The organism is Halomicrobium sp. HArcht3-1, assembly GCF_058933345.1.
The window spans coordinates 1-18519 of record NZ_JBZYDM010000019.1 but is presented as its reverse complement, the minus strand read 5'-3'; the positions used below and the strand labels follow the sequence as shown (position 1 = coordinate 18519).

General features: G+C 64.4%; 24 protein-coding genes and 1 pseudogene. 8 read left to right on the top strand and 17 right to left on the bottom strand.

Annotated elements, in window-relative coordinates; translation table 11 throughout:
* Window positions 1-947, top strand: a 947-nt coding sequence (locus tag AC5FRW_RS19115) for a Gfo/Idh/MocA family protein (RefSeq protein ID WP_493570060.1), incomplete at its 5' end; no start/stop codon positions are given.
* A 99-nt stretch (window positions 948-1046) separates the two neighbouring features.
* Here AC5FRW_RS19115 and AC5FRW_RS19110 read toward each other — a convergent pair.
* Entirely contained in the window at window positions 1047-1874 is an 828-nt protein-coding gene (locus AC5FRW_RS19110; RefSeq protein ID WP_493570059.1) for a hypothetical protein, read from the bottom strand.
* Window positions 1875-1989: 115 nt separating this feature from the next.
* Here AC5FRW_RS19110 and AC5FRW_RS19105 point away from each other — a divergent pair, with 115 nt between their 5' ends.
* Window positions 1990-2751: an NAD-dependent epimerase/dehydratase family protein gene (locus AC5FRW_RS19105; protein WP_493570058.1), complete on the top strand. Its 762-nt coding sequence runs from the start codon at window positions 1990-1992 to the stop codon at window positions 2749-2751.
* A gap of 118 nt (window positions 2752-2869) precedes the next feature.
* On the opposite strand, the gene AC5FRW_RS19100 is transcribed toward AC5FRW_RS19105, so the two are convergent.
* The 3 genes from AC5FRW_RS19100 to AC5FRW_RS19090 form a co-directional block, all read right to left on the bottom strand.
* Window positions 2870-3115 carry a hypothetical protein gene (locus AC5FRW_RS19100; protein WP_493570057.1) on the bottom strand — a complete coding sequence of 82 codons (246 nt, stop codon included), beginning with the start codon at window positions 3113-3115 and terminating at the stop codon, window positions 2870-2872.
* A 133-nt stretch (window positions 3116-3248) separates the two neighbouring features.
* Entirely contained in the window at window positions 3249-3617 is a 369-nt protein-coding gene (locus AC5FRW_RS19095; protein ID WP_493570056.1) for a DUF5789 family protein, read from the bottom strand.
* A 143-nt stretch (window positions 3618-3760) separates the two neighbouring features.
* Window positions 3761-4282, bottom strand: a complete 522-nt coding sequence (locus tag AC5FRW_RS19090; RefSeq protein WP_493570055.1) for a hypothetical protein — start codon at window positions 4280-4282, stop codon at window positions 3761-3763.
* Window positions 4283-4662: 380 nt separating this feature from the next.
* On the opposite strand from AC5FRW_RS19090, the gene AC5FRW_RS19085 reads away from it, so the two are divergent.
* Window positions 4663-5556: a hypothetical protein gene (locus tag AC5FRW_RS19085; protein ID WP_493570054.1), complete on the top strand. Its 894-nt coding sequence runs from the start codon at window positions 4663-4665 to the stop codon at window positions 5554-5556.
* 149 nt (window positions 5557-5705) lie between these two features.
* On the opposite strand, the gene AC5FRW_RS19080 is transcribed toward AC5FRW_RS19085, so the two are convergent.
* Window positions 5706-7271, bottom strand: a complete 1566-nt coding sequence (locus AC5FRW_RS19080; protein ID WP_493570053.1) for an FAD-dependent oxidoreductase — start codon at window positions 7269-7271, stop codon at window positions 5706-5708.
* 290 nt (window positions 7272-7561) lie between these two features.
* Between AC5FRW_RS19080 and AC5FRW_RS19075 the strand changes: the two genes are divergently transcribed.
* The gene (locus AC5FRW_RS19075) at window positions 7562-8011 is read left to right on the top strand and encodes a hypothetical protein (RefSeq protein ID WP_493570052.1); all 450 of its coding nucleotides are present in this window, start codon (window positions 7562-7564) and stop codon (window positions 8009-8011) included.
* A 228-nt stretch (window positions 8012-8239) separates the two neighbouring features.
* Here AC5FRW_RS19075 and AC5FRW_RS19070 read toward each other — a convergent pair whose 3' ends face one another.
* Window positions 8240-8563 (bottom strand): DUF7344 domain-containing protein, encoded by a 324-nt coding sequence (locus tag AC5FRW_RS19070; RefSeq protein ID WP_493570051.1) that lies wholly within the window; start codon window positions 8561-8563, stop codon window positions 8240-8242.
* Window positions 8564-8870: 307 nt separating this feature from the next.
* On the opposite strand from AC5FRW_RS19070, the gene AC5FRW_RS19065 reads away from it, so the two are divergent.
* Together AC5FRW_RS19065 and AC5FRW_RS19060 are read left to right on the top strand one after the other, a co-directional pair.
* On the top strand, window positions 8871-9509 hold the full coding sequence (locus AC5FRW_RS19065; protein ID WP_493570050.1) for a helix-turn-helix domain-containing protein: 639 nt from the start codon (window positions 8871-8873) through the stop codon (window positions 9507-9509).
* Window positions 9510-9659: 150 nt separating this feature from the next.
* Complete coding sequence (locus AC5FRW_RS19060) at window positions 9660-10019, top strand: HalOD1 output domain-containing protein (RefSeq protein ID WP_493570049.1); 360 nt, start codon at window positions 9660-9662, stop codon at window positions 10017-10019.
* 34 nt (window positions 10020-10053) lie between these two features.
* Here the strand turns inward: AC5FRW_RS19060 and AC5FRW_RS19055 are convergent, their stop codons facing one another.
* From AC5FRW_RS19055 to AC5FRW_RS19040, 4 genes are all read right to left on the bottom strand, one after another.
* Window positions 10054-10392 carry a DUF7130 family rubredoxin-like protein gene (locus tag AC5FRW_RS19055; protein WP_493570048.1) on the bottom strand — a complete coding sequence of 113 codons (339 nt, stop codon included), beginning with the start codon at window positions 10390-10392 and terminating at the stop codon, window positions 10054-10056.
* Window positions 10393-10579: 187 nt separating this feature from the next.
* Window positions 10580-11263 carry a DNA starvation/stationary phase protection protein Dps gene (gene dps, locus AC5FRW_RS19050; RefSeq protein WP_493570047.1) on the bottom strand — a complete coding sequence of 228 codons (684 nt, stop codon included), beginning with the start codon at window positions 11261-11263 and terminating at the stop codon, window positions 10580-10582.
* Window positions 11264-11349: 86 nt separating this feature from the next.
* Entirely contained in the window at window positions 11350-12522 is a 1173-nt protein-coding gene (locus AC5FRW_RS19045; protein WP_493570046.1) for a hypothetical protein, read from the bottom strand.
* A gap of 201 nt (window positions 12523-12723) precedes the next feature.
* Window positions 12724-13317, bottom strand: a complete 594-nt coding sequence (locus AC5FRW_RS19040) for a phosphoesterase (protein WP_493570045.1) — start codon at window positions 13315-13317, stop codon at window positions 12724-12726.
* Window positions 13318-13466: 149 nt separating this feature from the next.
* On the opposite strand from AC5FRW_RS19040, the gene AC5FRW_RS19035 reads away from it, so the two are divergent.
* Complete coding sequence (locus AC5FRW_RS19035) at window positions 13467-13736, top strand: hypothetical protein (protein ID WP_493570044.1); 270 nt, start codon at window positions 13467-13469, stop codon at window positions 13734-13736.
* A gap of 27 nt (window positions 13737-13763) precedes the next feature.
* On the opposite strand, the gene AC5FRW_RS19030 is transcribed toward AC5FRW_RS19035, so the two are convergent.
* The 7 genes from AC5FRW_RS19030 to AC5FRW_RS19000 all read right to left on the bottom strand — a co-directional run bounded on the left by AC5FRW_RS19030 (window position 13764) and on the right by AC5FRW_RS19000 (window position 17933).
* The gene (locus AC5FRW_RS19030) at window positions 13764-14510 is read right to left on the bottom strand and encodes a GNAT family N-acetyltransferase (RefSeq protein ID WP_493570043.1); all 747 of its coding nucleotides are present in this window, start codon (window positions 14508-14510) and stop codon (window positions 13764-13766) included.
* A gap of 29 nt (window positions 14511-14539) precedes the next feature.
* Window positions 14540-14749: a hypothetical protein gene (locus AC5FRW_RS19025; RefSeq protein ID WP_493570042.1), complete on the bottom strand. Its 210-nt coding sequence runs from the start codon at window positions 14747-14749 to the stop codon at window positions 14540-14542.
* Window positions 14750-14952: 203 nt separating this feature from the next.
* On the bottom strand, window positions 14953-15210 hold the full coding sequence (locus tag AC5FRW_RS19020; protein WP_493570041.1) for a hypothetical protein: 258 nt from the start codon (window positions 15208-15210) through the stop codon (window positions 14953-14955).
* Window positions 15211-15212: 2 nt separating this feature from the next.
* Window positions 15213-15638 carry a hypothetical protein gene (locus AC5FRW_RS19015; protein ID WP_493570040.1) on the bottom strand — a complete coding sequence of 142 codons (426 nt, stop codon included), beginning with the start codon at window positions 15636-15638 and terminating at the stop codon, window positions 15213-15215.
* A complete protein-coding gene (locus AC5FRW_RS19010; RefSeq protein ID WP_493570039.1) occupies window positions 15635-16462 on the bottom strand; it encodes a DUF2391 family protein in 828 nt (275 codons plus the stop codon). Before AC5FRW_RS19010 ends, AC5FRW_RS19015 begins: the two co-directional genes overlap by 4 nt.
* A gap of 15 nt (window positions 16463-16477) precedes the next feature.
* On the bottom strand, window positions 16478-17035 hold the full coding sequence (locus tag AC5FRW_RS19005) for a metal-dependent hydrolase (RefSeq protein WP_493570038.1): 558 nt from the start codon (window positions 17033-17035) through the stop codon (window positions 16478-16480).
* Between the two features lie 106 nt (window positions 17036-17141).
* Entirely contained in the window at window positions 17142-17933 is a 792-nt protein-coding gene (locus tag AC5FRW_RS19000) for a hypothetical protein (protein WP_493570037.1), read from the bottom strand.
* 357 nt (window positions 17934-18290) lie between these two features.
* Between AC5FRW_RS19000 and AC5FRW_RS18995 the strand changes: the two are divergent.
* A pseudogene (locus AC5FRW_RS18995) lies at window positions 18291-18519 on the top strand (gfo/Idh/MocA family oxidoreductase); the annotation flags it as partial.

Genomic DNA, 18519 nt, shown 5'->3' with positions numbered 1-18519 from the left:
GTGCGGACATCGTCGAGGACAACGCGGTCGCCTTCGCCGATACCTTCGACATTCCGAGCGACGGCGTCTTCACCGACTACGAGGAGATGCTGGCGGCGCTTGAGCCGGATATCGTCAGTATCTGCACCCCACCGGCGACCCACGCCGATCTGGTGATCGGCACCGCCGAGACCGGCGTCGTCGACGCGATTCACTGCGAGAAGCCGATGTCGCTCACCTGGGGCGGCAGCCGTCGAATGGCCGAGGTGTGCGACCGAGAGGGCGTACAACTGACGTTCAACCACATGCGCCGCTTCGGCGACCTCTTCAGGGACGCCAAGGAGCGACTCGACGCCGGCGCCATCGGCGACCTCAAGCGGATCGAATATAGCTGGGGGAACTTCTACGACAACGGCACCCACGCCGTCGACATGTGTAACTACTTCAACGACGAGCACGCCGCCGAGTGGGTCCTCGCCCAGCTCGATTATCAGGAAGAGGACATCCGCTTTGGCACCCACAACGAGAATCAGGTGCTGGCCTGCTGGCAGTACGAGAACGGCGTCTACGGCATGGCCGCGACCGGGCCGGCCGAAGACGTTGCCGACGGCGACTGGCGGCTCATCGGCACCGAGGGCTTCATCGACGTGTACCTCACCGACCGACTCGCCGTCGATGTCTTCACCACCGATCCCGAGACCTGCGAGCAACTGTCCTACGAGGAGCTAACGCCCGGGACCAACCCGATCGCCCTCGCGATCGCCGACATCGTCGCAGCGCTCGACGAGGGACGCAAGTCGGAACTCGACGCGTCGAACGCGCTGAATGCGACGGAGATCATCTTCGCCGGCTACGAGTCCGCGCGCCGGCGTGGCCGGGTCGACCTCCCGCTCGAAATCGAAGACAACCCCCTCGAAGCCATGGTCGAAGCAGGGCAACTGTCGCCCATCGAATCGAGTACCGACTGATACGGATTCTCGTCGATGCGTACCGGCGACCGTCGGTACATCGATCCAGGAATTCGTCTGCGAATACCGGCAGTACGAACAGATCGTACCCGCACGGGATCACTGTGCTGTGAACAACGATTCGGGGACGTTCGTGATTCCCACGGAGACCGATCCTGCGGTCGTGTGCCCGACGCGCTCGACGTTGCTACCGACGAACGCCGCGTCGATGCGCGTCTCGACCGGTGCCGTCTGTTGCCACAGCGTTCCCCCGACGTTCGCGCCATAGAGCATCCCGAACCGATTGATCTGACTGTCCTCGCCGGCGATCCTGACCCCGTCCGCACAGGCCTCGATATTGAGCCACTCGACGACGTTTGCCATCGAGTAGCCGCGGAAATCCAGCGACAGGCCCCGTCGGCTGTTCACTGATCCCGTCAGCCCGCCGAACTGGAACTGCCGGAGTTCGAGCGCCGTCCCGCCGACGCTGTTGTGAACGCCGAAGTGTCGGGAATTGAGGACGTGATTGAGCCGACACGCGGCGGTGGCGTCTGGTGCGCCGTTGTTCGTGCTGAATCTGAACGTACAGCTGTTGTACGCGTCGGTACAGGCGTCGTTGCCGAGTCTGACGAGGACGCCGTCACGGTGGCCCTCGAACCCGACGCCCGTGATCTCGATGTAGAAGTAGTCTCCCCCATCAGAGTCGACGAGGGCGAACCCGTCGCCTGCCCCAGTTCCGAAATCGAGGACGCTCGTCCCCATTCCGCCACCACGGATCGAGAAATCGTCACCCAGTGATTCGTAGGCCGCGAGATCGATCGTCGTGGGATCACAGTCGTGCGTTCCCGGCGGTATCCAGAGGACGCCGCTGCCCCGCTCGTCGAGTCGCCGGAACGCGTCGGTCAGATCGCCGTCCCTGAGCGTCACCACACCGCTGCGGTCGTGCATACCCACGGCTCCCCGCGCGAGGGTATGACTATACGGCGCTTATCCGGGCCTCTGGGACCCGAAGGGTCGACGTACGGCTGAACGTTAGGGCACTGGAGTCCCAACGGACGACAGTATGCACGTAGCAATCACCGGCGCTGCTGGCACGGTCGGGCGTGTCGCCGCAGACGCCTTCGATGCCGAGGAACTGACGCTGTTGACCCACAACGAACACGACGACCTGGACAGCGAACTGCTCGACGCGACGGACCGTGAGGCCGTCGTCGAGGCGACCGACGGCGTCGACGTATTGGTCCACCTCGCGTGGATGACTGGCGACCAGAGCGACTGGGACGGGAGCGACGAATCGAACCTCCGGATGACGAGCAACGCGCTGGCGGCCGCCCGAGCGAACGACCTCGACCGCGTCGTCGTGGCGAGTTCCGCCCACGTCCACGGTATGTACAACCGCGACGACCCATCGCAGTTCGAGGCCGTCGTCGAGCACCCGACAACGGTCGTCGATCCCGAGACCCCTCCGCGACCGGATTCGTACTACGGGGTCGCCAAAGTGGCCGTCGAGGCGCTCTGTACCCACGCTGCCGACCGCGACGATCTGGACATCGTCGTGGTCCGTATCGGGTGGCTCATGTCGCGCAGTGAACTCCGCGACATGACGTTCGAAGCCGACGAACGGGAGCGGTTCGCCCGCGCCATGTGGCTCAGTCACCGCGACTGTCGGGCGCTACTGCGCGCCGGTGGGACCGCCCCGATCGAGCACTCCCCGGTCGTCGCACACGGTATTTCGGCCAACAGCGACCGGTATCTGACGCTGACGGAGACGATGCAGCGACTGGACTATCGCCCACAGGACGATTCGGCGGCCGTGCTGGACTGACGGAACGTGAGCCAGCGAGACTCCGAGTAAGCACGATCCCAGCACGGTCGCGGACTTCGAGGACGACACCCTGGCGCCATCGACGCGCTCTACTCCCGCTGTATCCGACCGTCCGTCGTCAGGTACCACCCGCCGGATCGGCGTCACAGTGATCGGGGAAGTCTCGTTTCGAGAGCCGTTCTGCGCCACATCGGATGCATCGATAGTACGATTCGAGATAGCTGTGCTGGCCGTCCCAGCCGCGGTGTGGTTCCGGGTCCGTTCCGGGAACCCACTCGGTCCTGTCGACGAGGAGATGCTGGCCGAACGGCTCGGCATCCGGGAACGACGGTGCTGTCGAACGTCTGTTGGTGTGGGTGCTCATAGTTCTCGATCCCACGTGGTCCGGTACTCCCGGCTGTCACCGCGACCACTCGGGAAGTGCCGTCCCGCTCACTCGTTGCACGCGGACGATAATAAGTGGCGCTCCCGTCATCGTGTAGACACGACGGTGCCGGTCAGCCGTCGTCGTTCGTCGCGTCTTCCGCCACGTCGGCGCTGGTCTGCTCGGCGGCTTCTGTCGCCGCCTCAGTCTCGGTGGGCGTCGCGCCGCCTCGGTCGGAGTAGTTCGTCCGTCCCTCGCTCTCGCTTGGCATCTGGGACAGGAGCATCTGGCGGATGCCATCGGGTGAGTCGAAGGTGTCGTCGCCCATCTCGTCGAACAGCGCCGCGATGGATATCGGATCGGCGTTCGTCCGTTCGAGTTCCCGGTCGCCGTACCGCTCGACGAACTCGTCGGCGGTGATCGGATACGAGAGATCATCGAGCACCGGATTGATCGAACTGAAGACGACACCCTGTACCTCGTCTGGACTGTCGTCGGCCATGTTCGCGGTTCGACACCGACGTGTAAATGACTTGTCCACAGCTATGGCAAATACCGCTCGGAAACAGCTCTGCAACGGCGCAGCATCTACCACGGAAAGTCGGGTAGTGCGCTCCGGCCGTGTCTGTCAGCGCTGTACAGTGTTTATCTCGTTCGCGTCCCGACCCACGAGCCAAGCGTCGTGCCGTAGACGGCGTGGCCGACGTGGAACGCGAATCGGTCGTCGGGGTCGATGTCGAGCACCATGCCGAGGACGACGCGCTCGCCGAAAACCGAGAGTGCCATGCCGTACAGGAGACCGTACAGCGTCGCCGACGGCTGACCCGCGGGTGAGGGTGGCCCGGGCGGCGCGCGCTCGCCGGTCACCGAGGCTCTCGACGGGAGCAACGCCGCGTAGACGATGCCACCGGCGACGCCGTAGACCAGATGTACCACGAGCGCCGCGATGGGGTGGTCCGCTGGCCGACCACCGCTGACGTAGCGGGCGTAAAACTCGGCTGTCGGGGGCAGCGAGCGAGTCACCGGCAGTCGGTACGCCGTCATCACGACCGTCGCGAGCAAACCGCCGCCGATCCCTCGTCGTACTCGGCCCGATAGACCGGCGTCGACGGGTGGCTCCGTCGGCGTCGCATCGGCTTCGCGTCGCTCCGCTGTGTTGTCGAACATCGTTCCCCATCGACGTTCACGGGCGAGCGGTATAGTTTGGCGATCCGTTTCGTCCGTCTCTGCCCGTGGGTCGTGCGGTAACCACGTGACAACGACACACACCGAAATCGTTCACGCAACTCTCGGTCTCGATTCGGTCGGAACGCTCGGAACTGACGGCCGTGCGAGCGGCTGAACGGTGAAACCGCCCGAGTAATACACTGTTGCCTGTAGTAATCGTGACGTTTTCACCTGAACTGTCGCAATGGGTTTATCCACAACAGTCGATTCCCGTCGTGGGATCAGCGTTCAGGTCCCGACACGGTGGCTTCCCGATCACGTAACGGGCGAGATACGTCTCGGCCCACGATCAGGAGCCACACGATCAACAGCGACACACCATGAGTTACCAAGGAAATCAGCCGTACGGTCAGCAGCAGAGCCAGCAAGGACACCAGCAGGCAACACCCCAGCAGAGCGTCCCCACCCAGCAGGGTAGCGGTGCAACACAGGGCGTGCAGGACCGCCGCCAGACAGAAGCGTTCCCCGAGGACAAAGCTATTCAGGAGTCGCCCCAGCACGTCCCACAGCCCGAACAACAGGAGCGACAGAGCCACCAGCAGACCGGGCTGGCACAGCAACAGCCGACACAGGCAGGCCCACAGGGCGCACCGGGTGTGCCTCCCCAGCAGACTTCGAGTCAACTGCAGCCGACCCACGGCCAGCCCCCACAGGCCAACCAGATACCCCAGCGAGACCCACAGTCCGGTCAGTTCGCCTCACAGGGACAGCAGGGCCAGACGAGTCCCCAGACGGGACAGCAGATCCAGCAACAGCCCCAGCAGCAACTGGGCCAGCAGCGTAGCCAGCAACCCCGACAGCAGCCTGGACAGCAGGGCCAGATCGGACAGCAGCCCCAGCCCCAGTCCCAGATGAGCCAACAGCCCCAGGCCCAGGCCCAGATGAGCCAACAGCCCCAGGCCCAGGCCCAGGCCCAGCCCCAGCAGCAACTGGGTCAGCAGAGTAGCCAGCTCGGCCAGCAGCCCGGACAGCAAGGGCAGCAGTCCGGCCAGCTCGGCCAGCAGCCTGAACAGCTGGGTCAGCAGAGCCAGCAGCCCGGCCAGCTCGGCCAGCAGCCCGGACAGCAAGGGCAGCAGCCCGGCCAGCTCGGCCAGCAGCCTGAACAGCTGGGTCAGCAGAGCCAGCAGCCCGGCCAGCAGAGCCAGCAGGGCGGTCTCCAGCTCCAGCAGCGCCCACAGGAGCAACAGCAAACGGACCAGTCCCAGCAGTACTGATCGCCGATAGATCGCTGGTCCCGTCTGTCTGACGGGCCAGCCCACGACGACGCCCCCAGCGTTTCCTCCCCCGTCGAGGTCGGCGCTCGGCCTCGAATTGCGCTTCCACGACACTTCGCCCGTGCAGCGTCCGTGGTAGTGAGGTTCCGTCAGTGATTCTGGCGTCGGTGGTCGTCGAGTACAGAGCAGTCCCGCTGTTCGAGGTCGGCGGTAGCTGGCGTGTCGAGGACGGTCCCGTCGATGTCGAACCGCGATCCGTGACAGGGACAGTCCCACGACGCCTCACCGTCGTTCCACGTGACCAGACACCCCATGTGCGGGCAGACCGCCGAGACGGCGTGGACATCCCCGGATTCGTCCCGATAGGCGGCGATGGGGTCGCCGTCCACGTCGAAGACGGTCGCCTCGCCCCGCGGGAGTGTCGTGCGAGACGGCGATGGGCGCTCCTCGAACCGGTCCGTCAGGAAGTGCTCGATAGCGTGTCGGTTGTGTGCGAGCCAGTCACGCTTCGAGCCGCCGAGCGTGAACCGCGTCGGACGGAAGACCTCTGACCACGGGTTTTCGCGACCGAGGATGAGGTCGGACAGAATACGGCCCGCGGCGGTGCCGTTCGTCATTCCCCAGCCGCCGAAGCCGGTCGCGACGTAGACGTTCGACGTCTGGGGTGCCGCCGGTCCGACGAACGGGATGCGGTCCATCGAGACGTAATCCTGTGTGGCCCAGCAGTACTCGATGGACGCCACGTCGAACCGTTCGCGGACCTGTCGTTGTAACTTTCGATAGCGGTCGGTCGTGCCGTCACCGTGGCCGGTTCGGTGATTCTGCCCGCCGAACAGGACGAGCGAGTCGTCGCCCGCGTGGGGACGGATCGAGAAGTACGGTTCGTTGGGATCGTAGTACATCCCGCCGGGCGTCTCACCGCGACACTTCGCGGCGACGACGTACGAGCGCTTGGGATACATCCGGGCGAAGTACAGCGCGTCGTCCGTGACCGGGAAGTGCGAGGCGATGACGACGGTGTCGGCAGTCACCGTCGCCCGTTCGGTCGAAACGGTACAGGGACTCCCCCCGTGGACGTTCTCGACGGTGGTCTGTTCGAAGACGTGACTGTCACCACCGTCGAGGTCGGCCGCCAGTTCAAGCAGGTACTCGCGCGGGTGGAAGTACGCCTGCTCGTCGAATCGCACGGCCCCGTGGACCTCGTACGGAAGCGTCGTCTCCTCGACGTAGGACGCCGGCAGGTCGAGACGGCGCGCGGCCTCGACCTCTCGTCGGACCGCACGGTGGTCGTCGCCGGGTTCGACGTACGTGTACGCGGGCGCTCGGCCGAATCCACAGTCGATAGCACGACGGTCGACCGTCGCCGCGATGTCCTCGATCGCGGCCTGATTCGCGTCGGCATATTGGCGCGCACGCTCGATCCCGACGGTATCGATCAGGCGGTCGTACACGAGTCCGTGCAGCGCTGTCACCTTCGCCGTCGTCCGACCCGTGACGCCGTTCAGTACCCGGTCACGTTCGAGGAGAGCGACCGACTGACCCGCGTCCGAAAGCTTCGTGGCTGTCGTGATGCCTGCGATCCCACCGCCGACGACGGCTGTATCGACGCGCAGATGATCGTCGAGCCTGTCGAACGCTGTCTGGGGCGAGGTTGCGAGCCACAGCGACTCGTGCGTGCAAGCGTTCGTCTCTGACGTGTTCCTGTCCGGGGTCATCTGGAGGCCTCCGGTGAGAGACAGCGTAGTGTCGTCCGGCCCTCGGTTCAGCGTTGTGCCGGCACCAGCCAGCACGGTCCGGGCCGATCGACAGTCGGCCGCTCCTCGACGGTTCACTCCCGAGAGTCGCGACACCCGTAGTTTCACACTCATGTCGGTGTGAGGGGGGAACCAACGCGACCATCGGTCGCATGCGACGCGAACGGCACGTCGACGCTGTACGAACAACGGCGGTCTCTGACGTGAGCCGACCGCGGCGGTTCGGGACCTCACCCGCGGCGAGAGGTGTCGTGGGACCGCTGGCCCCGGCGTGGATGCTCGCGCTGGCTTCGGCGTTGCTGGTCGTTCTCGCTGGTGTGCTGGCGCTGCTGGTGGTGTCGACTGCCGGCCTGCTGGGACCGGCTGCCGTACTCTCGCCGCTCCTGCCCGTATCCCTGTTGCTGACCGTACCGTCGCTCCTGTTGGTAGTGCTGGTCCTGCTGGCCCGACTGGTGTTGCTGATGGTGCCCCTGCTGGTGCTGCTGCTGCTCTTGGTGCTGGTGGTGCCCCTGCTGGTGCTGCTGCTGCTCTTGGTGCTGGTGGGGATGTTGCTCCTGCAGGTGTTGCTGGGGGTGCTGGAACTGCTGTCCGCCCTGCATGTGGCTCTGCTGAGCGGTGCGGCTGCGATCCGTCCGCAGTTGCCGGTACTGGCCGCGCGATGGTGGCTGGCGACGCAACTGATCCTCGTCCGGCGGCGCTGACGACCGTTGTGAACGATCCTGACCGCGATTCTGGTGCTGATTCATGGGTGGAAGACGGGCACCTGCGGTCCTCGATTTCCTGTCAGCGTGCCCGTCCTCGTACTACGTCAGTCACGAGTATAGGCTGTCGGCTTGCACGAACCAGCGGGCGGTGGGTGCCCCCGCATCGCCGCCTCCACGTCGCGTTCCCGAGGGCCGAGTGATGGCTGCACCGGGGCCGCAGCGCTATCAGACGCTCGTCGAGGCATCCTCACGGAGACGGACCGTCCCCGCCTCCGGATCGAACTCGATCACGCCGTCGTCACGCAGCGCCGGAAGCAGCCCGTGATGAAACCACGTCTCGACGCGTTTCACCACGTCCGGCGACACCTCGGGTGGCGGCGTGTCGGTGATTTCGGCGATGACGCGTCGTGTCGCCACCGCGACCGAAACGTCGCCCTCCGTCTGGTGAAGGTAGGCCAGCAGGTATCGACAGTGCGGGTCTGAGCGGGGGTCCGATCGACCGTCGCGACTGACGCTGGTCCGGTCTCGCTCGGGGAACCGGTGTGCCATGTGTGTCGCTCACACTGTTGTCGGGCGGCCCGTATGAGTGCCGCGGCTAAAGAGATAGGTTCGGCGATCCGAGCGACGAGGAGCAGGGAGCGCGGCTCGAAGAGGCGGCGCGAACCCACATCGACGAGTACAGACGGGAGTAGGCACAGGACTGGCAGTAGCGGTCTCTGTTCCACGCTTCGCCGTAACGAGTGTTATCGGGCGCTCCACGCCTCGACTAATCTGTCGTTTCCTGAGGGAAACCTCACACTTGTTGCTCTGGGGCACCGTATACCTAATAGCGTGGCACCCGAGCGACGAAGGACCGATGAGTACCATCCTCAAGGCGAGTATTCCGACCGAGCAGTTCGCACTGGCGGAGACGTTTCGAGCAATCCCCGACGCCGAGTTCGATGTTGCCCGCTTCGTCCCGCTGCACAGCGAGACGGTGCTCACGCTGCTCTGGTCGACCAACGCCGAGACCGACCGCGTCCACGCGGCCCTAACCGACGATTCGAGTGTGACGGACGCACGCCTCGTTTCCGAGCGAAGCGACAGTTCGCTGTTCCAGTTCCGCTGGACCGACAGCGTGCGGTTCGTCACGTACGTCCTCCACGAAGAGGACGCGGCGATTCTGGGCGCCCGTGGAACGTCGACTCAGTGGACCTTTCGCGTTCTCTTCCCGGATCGTGGCTCGCTCTCGGCGACCTACGAGGCCTGTGACGAGTACGACATCGACATCCGGCAGATCTACCCGCTGGAAGACGAACCGTCGGTCGACACGGTCCAGCTTACCGACGAACAGTTCGCGACCGTCAGGACCGCTCTCGACAACGGCTACTACACGGTCCCACAGGAGACGAACCTGAAGGAACTGGCGACGGAGCTGGGTGTCTCTCACCAGACGCTCTCCGAACGGCTACGCCGCGGCCACCGATCACTCATCGAGACGGTCATCGAGCCGTGACAGCGGCCGGGACCTCGGAATTGCATCGATTCCCATCGACCAAAGCGACCGTCCACCCGCGATGATCGGTCCATCTCGACTGGCGACGGGCCGTTGGATCGATACGAATGCTTATATAACGACACTTGCTATGAGAGGATGTCACAAGCAATGTATCGGAACGAAACAAGCGCCGAGCAGCGCCCTGCACAGGAGCGCCGGGTTCAGGAGACACAGACGTATTATGCCAAACACGATTTCGACGGGGCTGCTGATCTGACGACGACGCTCGCACACGCTCTCGCGGACGTCAGTGGTTCGGACGTGACCGACGCCGGGTTTACGTTGTATGACTACGTCGACCCAGAGGCACTGGACCGACTGTTCGAACCGAAGGACGACGGAACGCCGCGGATGAGTGGAACGCTGACGCTGACGATCATCGGGTATCAGGTGACGGTGTACAGCGACGGCCAGATCGCAATCGTTCCGCCCCAGCAGCCACTCCCCACGCGGGGCACACGGAACTGAGCGCCCCACGTCCACTTTACGCACCGCGGCACCGCTAGTCTTCAGTCCAGTACATCAGGTACTCGCGTGGCGCTGCGCAACCGGGACACGATTCCGGGATGTCCTCGTCGAGTTCGCCCATCTCACCGCAGGTCGTACATCGCCACATGAGTTCGGCTTCCCCGAAAGTGTGGCCCGAGCGTGCGTGTTCGATACTCAGCGACTCGATGCCCTCGCGCGTGGTCAGGAACACGCCCCTCTCTTCCATCCCCCGCACCGTCCCGACTGGATCCCCCTGCTCGTCGTAGAGGACCTGTCCGAACGAGAGTGCCATCGCTGCTTCGGTCGCTTCCTCGTTTACACCGTCTGCTGGAGTTTCACCGTGACCGCTCATGGTCTCCTTTCGGTCTCGGGGTGCAAAACTCTGTTTATCCAACAGGTAAGGGGGCGTCACCCGGAAACGACGGCGCTGGGGCTATGCTGACCGGAACGGCGGCAGTACATCTCACTCGTGGCAGTCGGCGAACGCCGACCGGTCGGGACCGTTCACGATCGTACCCGTGGCCGGGGCCGACCGTGAGCTACGGCTGCCCGGCGACTGGCTGCTGGACCTCACTCGACTGTGGAGTGGGGTCCGACTGGCCGGTCTGGAGGTGCGATTCGATGAACCACTGGGCCTTGCTGACCTCTCGGGACACTTCGTTGAGGAGGTCGGCCGTGTCGAGGTCACCCTGTTGGCTGGCGATCTCGATCTGCTGGGTGAGCTTCGCGTCGAGGATCGACAGCCGGTAGGCGAGTTCGTCGAGGACTGCCGGCCCATCCACGACCTGATGGGACAGCGGTGGGATCGTCGAGTACTGGACGACGTCGTGGGCCGTGCCGAGGGCCTGTCCACCGAGCGCGGTGGCCCGTTCGGCGATCATATCGATCTGCTCGTCGAACACTGCGACGAGGTCGTCGAAGAATTCGTGGAGCTGATAGAAGTCCGGTCCCTTGACGTTCCAGTGTGCGCCCTTCAATTGCATGGTGATCCCCGTCAGATCCGCGAGCGACTGATTGAGCATGCTGATCGACGACGAGCGGACCGACTCGGAGAGATAGCTCCGCGTGGGGAATCGCTGGCCGGTCGCTGCCGTGAGTGTCTCCGACTGCTGACCGACCTGAGCGTTCGAAGCCGCCGACTGGCCGGCGCTCGCCGCCTGTCCGGTTTGCTGGTGCTGTGGCGATACCTGCTGCTGGGGCTGGTGGAACTGCTGTTGACTCATGGGACGTGTCTCCCGGCCGGGAGTACGTCCGGCCACCTCTTGAAAGTTCGTGACCGTTGATATTTCTGTCGACCACCAGTGGCCGCTCAACGCGGATCGTCCCGCGTCTGCCATGGACTCGATTCCTGGCGCTGTGTCGGCTGCTCTGGCCGTGTCGGTGGTGTCGTGGGCTGCTGGGACGTCGGTTGCTGGGGCTGATACGACCCGAGTGACTGAAACTCCTGTCTCGGGTGTCCCTGCCGGGAACCGGCCGGGGAGTGGAGCCGCTGTGGTTGTGGCTGTTGCTGGTGCTGTGGCTGGTGCTGGTGCTGTAACTGTTGCAGAGAGAGGGGCTGTCCTTGCTGCTGGTGCTGTCGCTGTTGCTGGTGCTGTGGCTGTTGCTGAGAGAGAGGCTGTCCTTGCTGCTGGGACTGTGGCTGCTGTGGTCGAGGCTGGGCCTGTTGCTGAAACTGCTGTGGAGCGTGGCTCTGTTGGGTCCCGTACTGGTGCTGGCCCGGCTGTGAAGCCGGGAACTGGGTCGGCTCTGGCGCTGGTCGCTGTGTCTGGTGCGGTTGTGGCGACGCCGACCCGTCGATCCGTCCGGGGGTGGACTGTGAGTGTGTGCCCTGTCGCTGGGACTGCTCTGGCACAGTCCGACTCCGTTGGGGTTCCTGTCGGTCCAGCGGTGCCGACGGCTGGACACCGGGCTGGGACGACGGTTGGTCCCCGTGGTGCTGTGGCGACTGTTCGGCTGTACCGAACTGCTGTGACGGGTGCTGTGGAGTCGGCTGGACGGATTGCTGGGGCCGTGGCTGTCGGGAAGCACCCTGCCATCCCGACGACTGCTGGCGAGTGCCGGGCTGGGACGGTCTCTGTGGCTGCTCGCCGGGCTGTGACGGCCCAGCCAACTGTCCGCCGTGCCGAGATCCTTCGGGTGGTCCCGGGGGTTCGGTGGATCGATGCTGTGGGGGCCGCCCGACAGACTGGTTCCGCCCACGTCGATCCGTTCCCCGACTGGACTGTCCGGGGTCCGTTTCTGTGGTCGCTGCGTCGTCAATCGACAGCGCGTCCGCGCCGCGCTGGTCTGGCTGTTGCTCGTCGCTCACCGTGTCGACAGCCTCGTCTTTCGCGTTCGCAATGCCGTCGTCGCTACCGTCTTTCGGGAGGAACTGTCCCGTCTCCGGGTCTCTCCGCTGTTCAGTCGTCGTCGTATCTGTACTGTTTTCGTCGGCTTCGTCGCCGTTCGCCGACCCGTCTGTCTCGCTATCGTGTGGAGTCATGAGACTAATACCCGCGGTACTACGACGTTCCCCAGCACAACGCATAAATGTGACTGGTATTACAACTGCTTCGTTCACCGGACATCGAAATAATGGGGCCTTTCGCCGTTCTCGGGGAGACTCGACGGCGTTTTCCGGGAATCGTCTCGCTGCTGACGCCACCGGCGGCGTGTTCACGGCCCGCAGTCGATGCTGCCTCGGTCAGCGATTGGCTATGGTGAGGACGACGACCGCCCCCAGCAGGAAGCCGGCGATCGACTGGGGCAGCGAATGAGCGTCCAGGTACACCCGGTTCGGGATCATCACGACCGGGATCGCGAGCAGCGGCCAGAACTGACGGTCGAGCAACGCCAGATACAGCGTCGGCACCAGCGCGAACAGCACGTGCCCCGAAATGTTCCAGACGACCGAGATCAGCGAGTACGGGACGGTCGCGACGACGAGCGTCAGCATCTCGTTCGGGACGACGGATCCCCACTCGAAGCGCATCCAGAGAAACCACGTCGTGCCTGCGGCGATCAGGACGCCGCTGCTGACGACGGCATCGACGTGCCACGTCGTCTCTTGCATCGTTTCCAGTGGCGCACGACCGGTGGTGAACAGGTAGAGTACCGTCGGCACGAGCGAGAGGAGTCCGGCAGCGAGGAACGCGGCGATCCGGTGGACGACAGTCGAACGGTCGACGCCCTGTTTGTTCCCCTCGAAGCGGATGACGAGCGGGACGCCCACGCCGAGGAGCGTGATGGGATGGAACACCAGCGGGTAGTACCGCATGACCCATTCGAGGAGGTCCATGGATGTTCACGTTCGGTCCTGCGAGTGAAGCACCTTGTGACGGCTTACGCCGGCCCTCGCCCGTCGACCGCCATCTGAGAGACAGTGATCGTAGAAGGGGCTGCATTTGCCAGCCGACCGCTTTCCCGGGCGGCCACCGACTGCCCTCCATGGCCAGTTCACCCGATGTCACCGCAGTCGAACCCGGCGACGAATACCTCCACGTCCGGTTCGAAGACCCGGACCAGTTCGACACGATTCGGACGCCCGACTGGGCCCAGGAGGTCGCAGAATCCGTAGTCACGGGAAGTGAGGTCAGGACCGGGCGAAACAGCGGCACGGACGACTGGAGCGTCCAGAGCGTCCTGATTCCCAAGGGCGTCGACGAGGAGACGGCAGTGGCGCAAGCGAGGAGCATCGTCGAGAAGATTCGGGACTAACGCCAGCGTCGGCAGTACTTGGCACTGTCAGAGGTAGGCGTCGTCCCACTCGTCGGCGAGGTGGCGGTTCCCGCAGTTGTTACACTCGACCCGGTCGAGTCCATCGACCGAAACGTCCGTGTCACCACACTGCGAACAGACGTAGCCGTTCTGCTCGTCGTTGGTGTACAGGCGGAAGAACGGAGCCTCGTGTCCCGGAATCGGGTCCTCGCGGTCGACGGACCGCTCCTGTCCATCGACCGTCATCGTCGACGGGATGTCGACCGTCGGTTCGTTCGGTTCCACCGGCGCGCCGGTGTCCGAGAAGACCGCCAGATGGAACTCCTCGCCGTCGATATCGAGCCAGTCGTTGTCGCTCCGTTCGAGACCGAACTGCGTGCAGAACTCACCGCCCTCCACGGCGTCTTCGAGGACGTGTGCCCGCAGCCCTTCAGCGTCGTCGGTCAGGTCCGTGCGCACTCGCTCGAACAGCGCGGTCCCGAGGCCGTCGCCTCTCGCGTCCGGGCGGACGTGGAGCCACTGGATGGTCGCTCCCGCACCGCCCGTCGCCTCGACGAACCCGTTGACGTCCGTCTCACCCTCGACTGTCGACGTCGCGACGAACAGGTACCGGTCCGGATCGTCGAGGCGCGCTGTCAACCGTTCCGCCGCGAACTCCCCTTCCAGAATCGTCTCGATTTGCTGGGGACTGAGCGCGTACGAGGACCGAAGGGATTCACTTGCGACGGCGCTGATCGCTGCTCGGTCGTCTCGTTCGGCGGGTCGAACGTCCATGTCATTCTTTCTCGCCCCGGACTGAAAAGTCACTGTGCTGTCTCGAATGCGGTTCCCGGCCACCGCCGAGTCGTCGCGGTGCTCGACGACTGTCCGGGCGACCGATCCGGCCGCTCAGTCTGCGATCGCCGAGTCACGAATCTCGTCGACGTCGACTCTTCGGTGAGCGTCGCGAGTCGTTCGAGCGTCTGTTTCTCTTCTTCGAGGATTTCGTCGAAGATGTCGCTCGCGTCGTCCATCCCCAGTCGTCGACCGTGATCGTCTGGTTTCCGTAGGCTGCGATCTCGTAGTGTTCGGTCTTCTGAGCCGCGATGAGGGTGTGAAGGTTCAGTACATGCTGGTCGGGATCTTGCCGGACGAATGCCTCGTGTCCGAGACGAGTCCCCCGATGCCCTCACACTGCGTTCCCTCCGCACGCTCGTCGAGCATCTCGAACACCTTTTCAGTCGGTCGATGTAGCCCTGTGTCTCTGTTCGATGCCGGCAGAATGGTTCTGCGAACTCGTCGTTGTCTGTCTGGTCCGCGAGAGTCGAAGTGCCACGAGGAGCGTCGTTTCGGCGTCGTAGATGTCTTTCAGGTCGTGGACGAAGACCTCTTTGAGGTTGGATACTGCCATGGATTGCTCCGGAGTGCCGTTGGCCGCCACCGAAAGCCGGATGCGTTGCAACACAAGCAGCGCCAGACACCGGATCACCGGCACACTCATTCACGAATCCATGTCGATACGGCGACGCGGGGATTCTCGGTCCCCGGCGGACAGACGATGGTCCCCTCGCGATGCCCGCTGGCAGGGACGTGCTCGAAGGTAATCGTGGGCGGTGGCTGGTCGCACTGGACGACCACCGTGGCCTCCACGAGACCCACGTCGTTCCGGTTCCTGAGTTCGACGATGTAGACGACGCCGTCGGCCGTGGTTCGGGAGTCGACGACGGCGACGGTCGGTTCGGCGACTTCACCGCCACCGAGTGCCTGGAGAATCGCGAAGCTAAACAGAACCACGGTGAACAGCGCACTGACGATCATGACGACCTTCTCGCCCGTCGAAACCTCGACCGAGTCGCCGTCGTTCTCATCGTCCTCGCCTGAAGCATCGCCGTGAGTCCCCCGGTCTGATTGGTCGGCACTCATAGAACCACCTCACCTGCGCTCGCGCCCGTCGCCGCGAGAAACGACAGCACGATGGTCTCTTGTACCCACACTGTTGCCGGCGTCATGGCGAAGTGGCCGAAGACAGCGAGCAGCGCCACCGAGACGACGACGGCGACGAGGTAAACGATGAACGCGGTCCCGGCCTGTGCGGGCAGGGACCGTTCTTCGATGCGGCTACTCTGTCCCCGAAACTCCAGTTCGTGCAACACGAGGTGGACGACGACTACCGAGAGGACGACGAGGCCGGCCAGCCGCCACCAGTCGGCATAGACCGCGAGGACTTCGATCTCCCGGGTCGGTGCGACGGGGAACGCGAAGAAGGCTGCACCGAGCGCGAACGTGGGGAGGTTCTGCGGGAAGTCAGACTCCTGAATGTCGCCGCTGGACTCGGACAGCAGACGGTTCGAGATCGCCGCCCCGAACGCGAGTGGGACGACCTGCATCAGCCCCAGTCTGGCGACACTGATCAGTGAGTCGTCAAGGTCGACGATGCCGAGGACGAACAGGACGACGTAGGCGGTGAGGAAGCTCTGCAACACCAGTTCCGCGAAATCGGTCGCAATCCGCACCGCATCGTGGAGCGTCTCGCCTTCGCTCTCCCTCCGAAATCCGACTGTTCGCGTGAGCAACAGGACGACGGCGAGGCCGACCGCCGCGTACGCGACGAGGTACCAGATCGGTAATCGCCACCCCAACCACCACGTTTCGCTCGTGTACAGCATCGCGGGACCGACGAGGAGTAACGCGCCGGTGATACCGCGCAGTTGGTCGCGAAGGACGGGGACGGACGAGTTCTCGCTCACGGTCCTCTGGCTGTCTTATCCTCGCTGGACTGTCCACGGGTGCTCGACCGCGATGTCCACGTACCCGGCGATACCGTGAAGCGCGACTCCGAGTGCCAGCAGCCCAGAGTTCCACCACGGGGAGTTGTACCAGATGAGGTCGACCGACCACGGTTTGTCGAACAGCGGCCAGAACGGTTCGAGCGGGGCCGCAATGTCCGGGGCCGACAGCATGTCGGCGAACAGGTGGCTGTAGCCACCGATGAGCAGGCCCCCGAAGACGAACAGGAACAGCGCACCGCTTGGCACCGTGTACCCGCGCTGTTTCAGCCACTGGCGCTCCAGCCGCGACTTCAGGCCGTACTCCACCAGCGCACCGGCGACGACGGCGACGGCGGTCACGAACACGACCGTGTGCGTGATCCCGTGGTGCTGGATCGGGAGCACCGTCTTGAGGACGAGGTCCACGTCCGGGAGCATCGCCGTCGACAGCGTGAAGCCGATGAACAGGAGGCTGAGACGGCCGTCCCAGAGAAACCACGCCGGCAACGCCCAGAGCAACGCCATCGCGAGGTGGCCCATCACGTCAACCATCGCTATCACACTCGATTGCGGTCACACGGGAGCAAGCGCGGCTGTCTGGATAACCCTTGGGGCGACATATGCAGGCCGAGCGCGGTGGTTCGCTCGCGAAACGAGATCAGATGAACACCAGGAGGGCGCTGTAGACCACGAGACCGGCGACGAAGGCCCAGAAACTGCTCTGCCGTTCGGTCGGGAGTTCCTCCTTGATCACGTTGAGGATGATTGCCCCGGAGAGAAACGAGAAGAGCATCGCCAGCGACCACTCGCTGATCGGTCTGAGATACCCGACGACCAGCCCCGCAACGACGGCGACCGCGAGGAGCCAGCGGCCATAAACCCGGTACAACTGTCCGTGGTGATCTCGCAGGCCGTAGTCGTTGACCAGAAAGTGCAGCGCCATCGCCACGAAGAACGCGGTGAGGGTGACGAGACCCGACTCTTCGCGGTGGAGCAACAGATAGCCGATAATGACGTTGTAGACCCCGAACGACGCGACATGCGTCCAGAACAGCCCCGGTGGGGTCGTCGGCACCGCTCCCGTCTCGTCCGTCTGGCCCTCCATCTCGGCCGTCCCCTCGGACTCGCGTTCGTCGGTGCCGTCGCCGCGTTGTGACTCGCCCCGAACTGCCTGTTCGAGACCGTAGAAGGTCACGAACCCCGAGAGCATGACGACGAAGACGGCACGCTCGAACCCTGCCAGTCCGATCCGCTGCCCGGTGATCGTCTCGCTCGCTTCCTGAATCTCCGGCAGGACGTGAACGAAGACGTACGAAACCGCGACACCGCCCGATACCGAGAGCCAGCGGTTGCGTGGCACCCGATCCAGCGACCGCAACGAGCCAGCGAACACGTGGACAGCCGCAAGCCCGGCGGTAAAGACCGGTGGAAGGACGAGCGCAAGGCTCACACCGAACACGGACGGCGCTGTCGCGCCCGCCGAGGCAATCGCTGGTGGGACCACGGCTCCGGGCACCGTCACGGCGAACGTGGGCCTGCTAGCTCTGCGTACTCGTACTCCGACACGGCTATCCAGTCCACGCGCCACGGACAACAGCCCGATGCCTTCCATTGCAGGCCGGATCGAGAGCGCGAGACGGCGACCACCCACTGGTGTGGTGCGAAGGTTTATCCGATAAAATCACTTTCGTTCACATATGTGTTCGACGGGACGTGCACTCCCGCTTCGACCGCCCCGCGGACAGCCTGTCGGCCCGAGTGACACGTACACTGCCGTCCCCCGACAGGACGGAGGTGGCCGCCGACTGTGACGACGTACGACGTTGCTTTCATCGGCACCGGTGCCAACCCGGAGAATCCATCGAAGAGTGGCTTCGCCATGGCCTACCAGCACGCCCGTGCCTACAGAGCACTGGACAACTGCCGGCTCGTGGGCTGTGCGGACATCGTCGAGGACAACGCGGTCGCCTTCGCCGATACCTTCGACATTCCGAGCGACGGCGTCTTCACCGACTACGAGGAGATGCTGGCGGCGC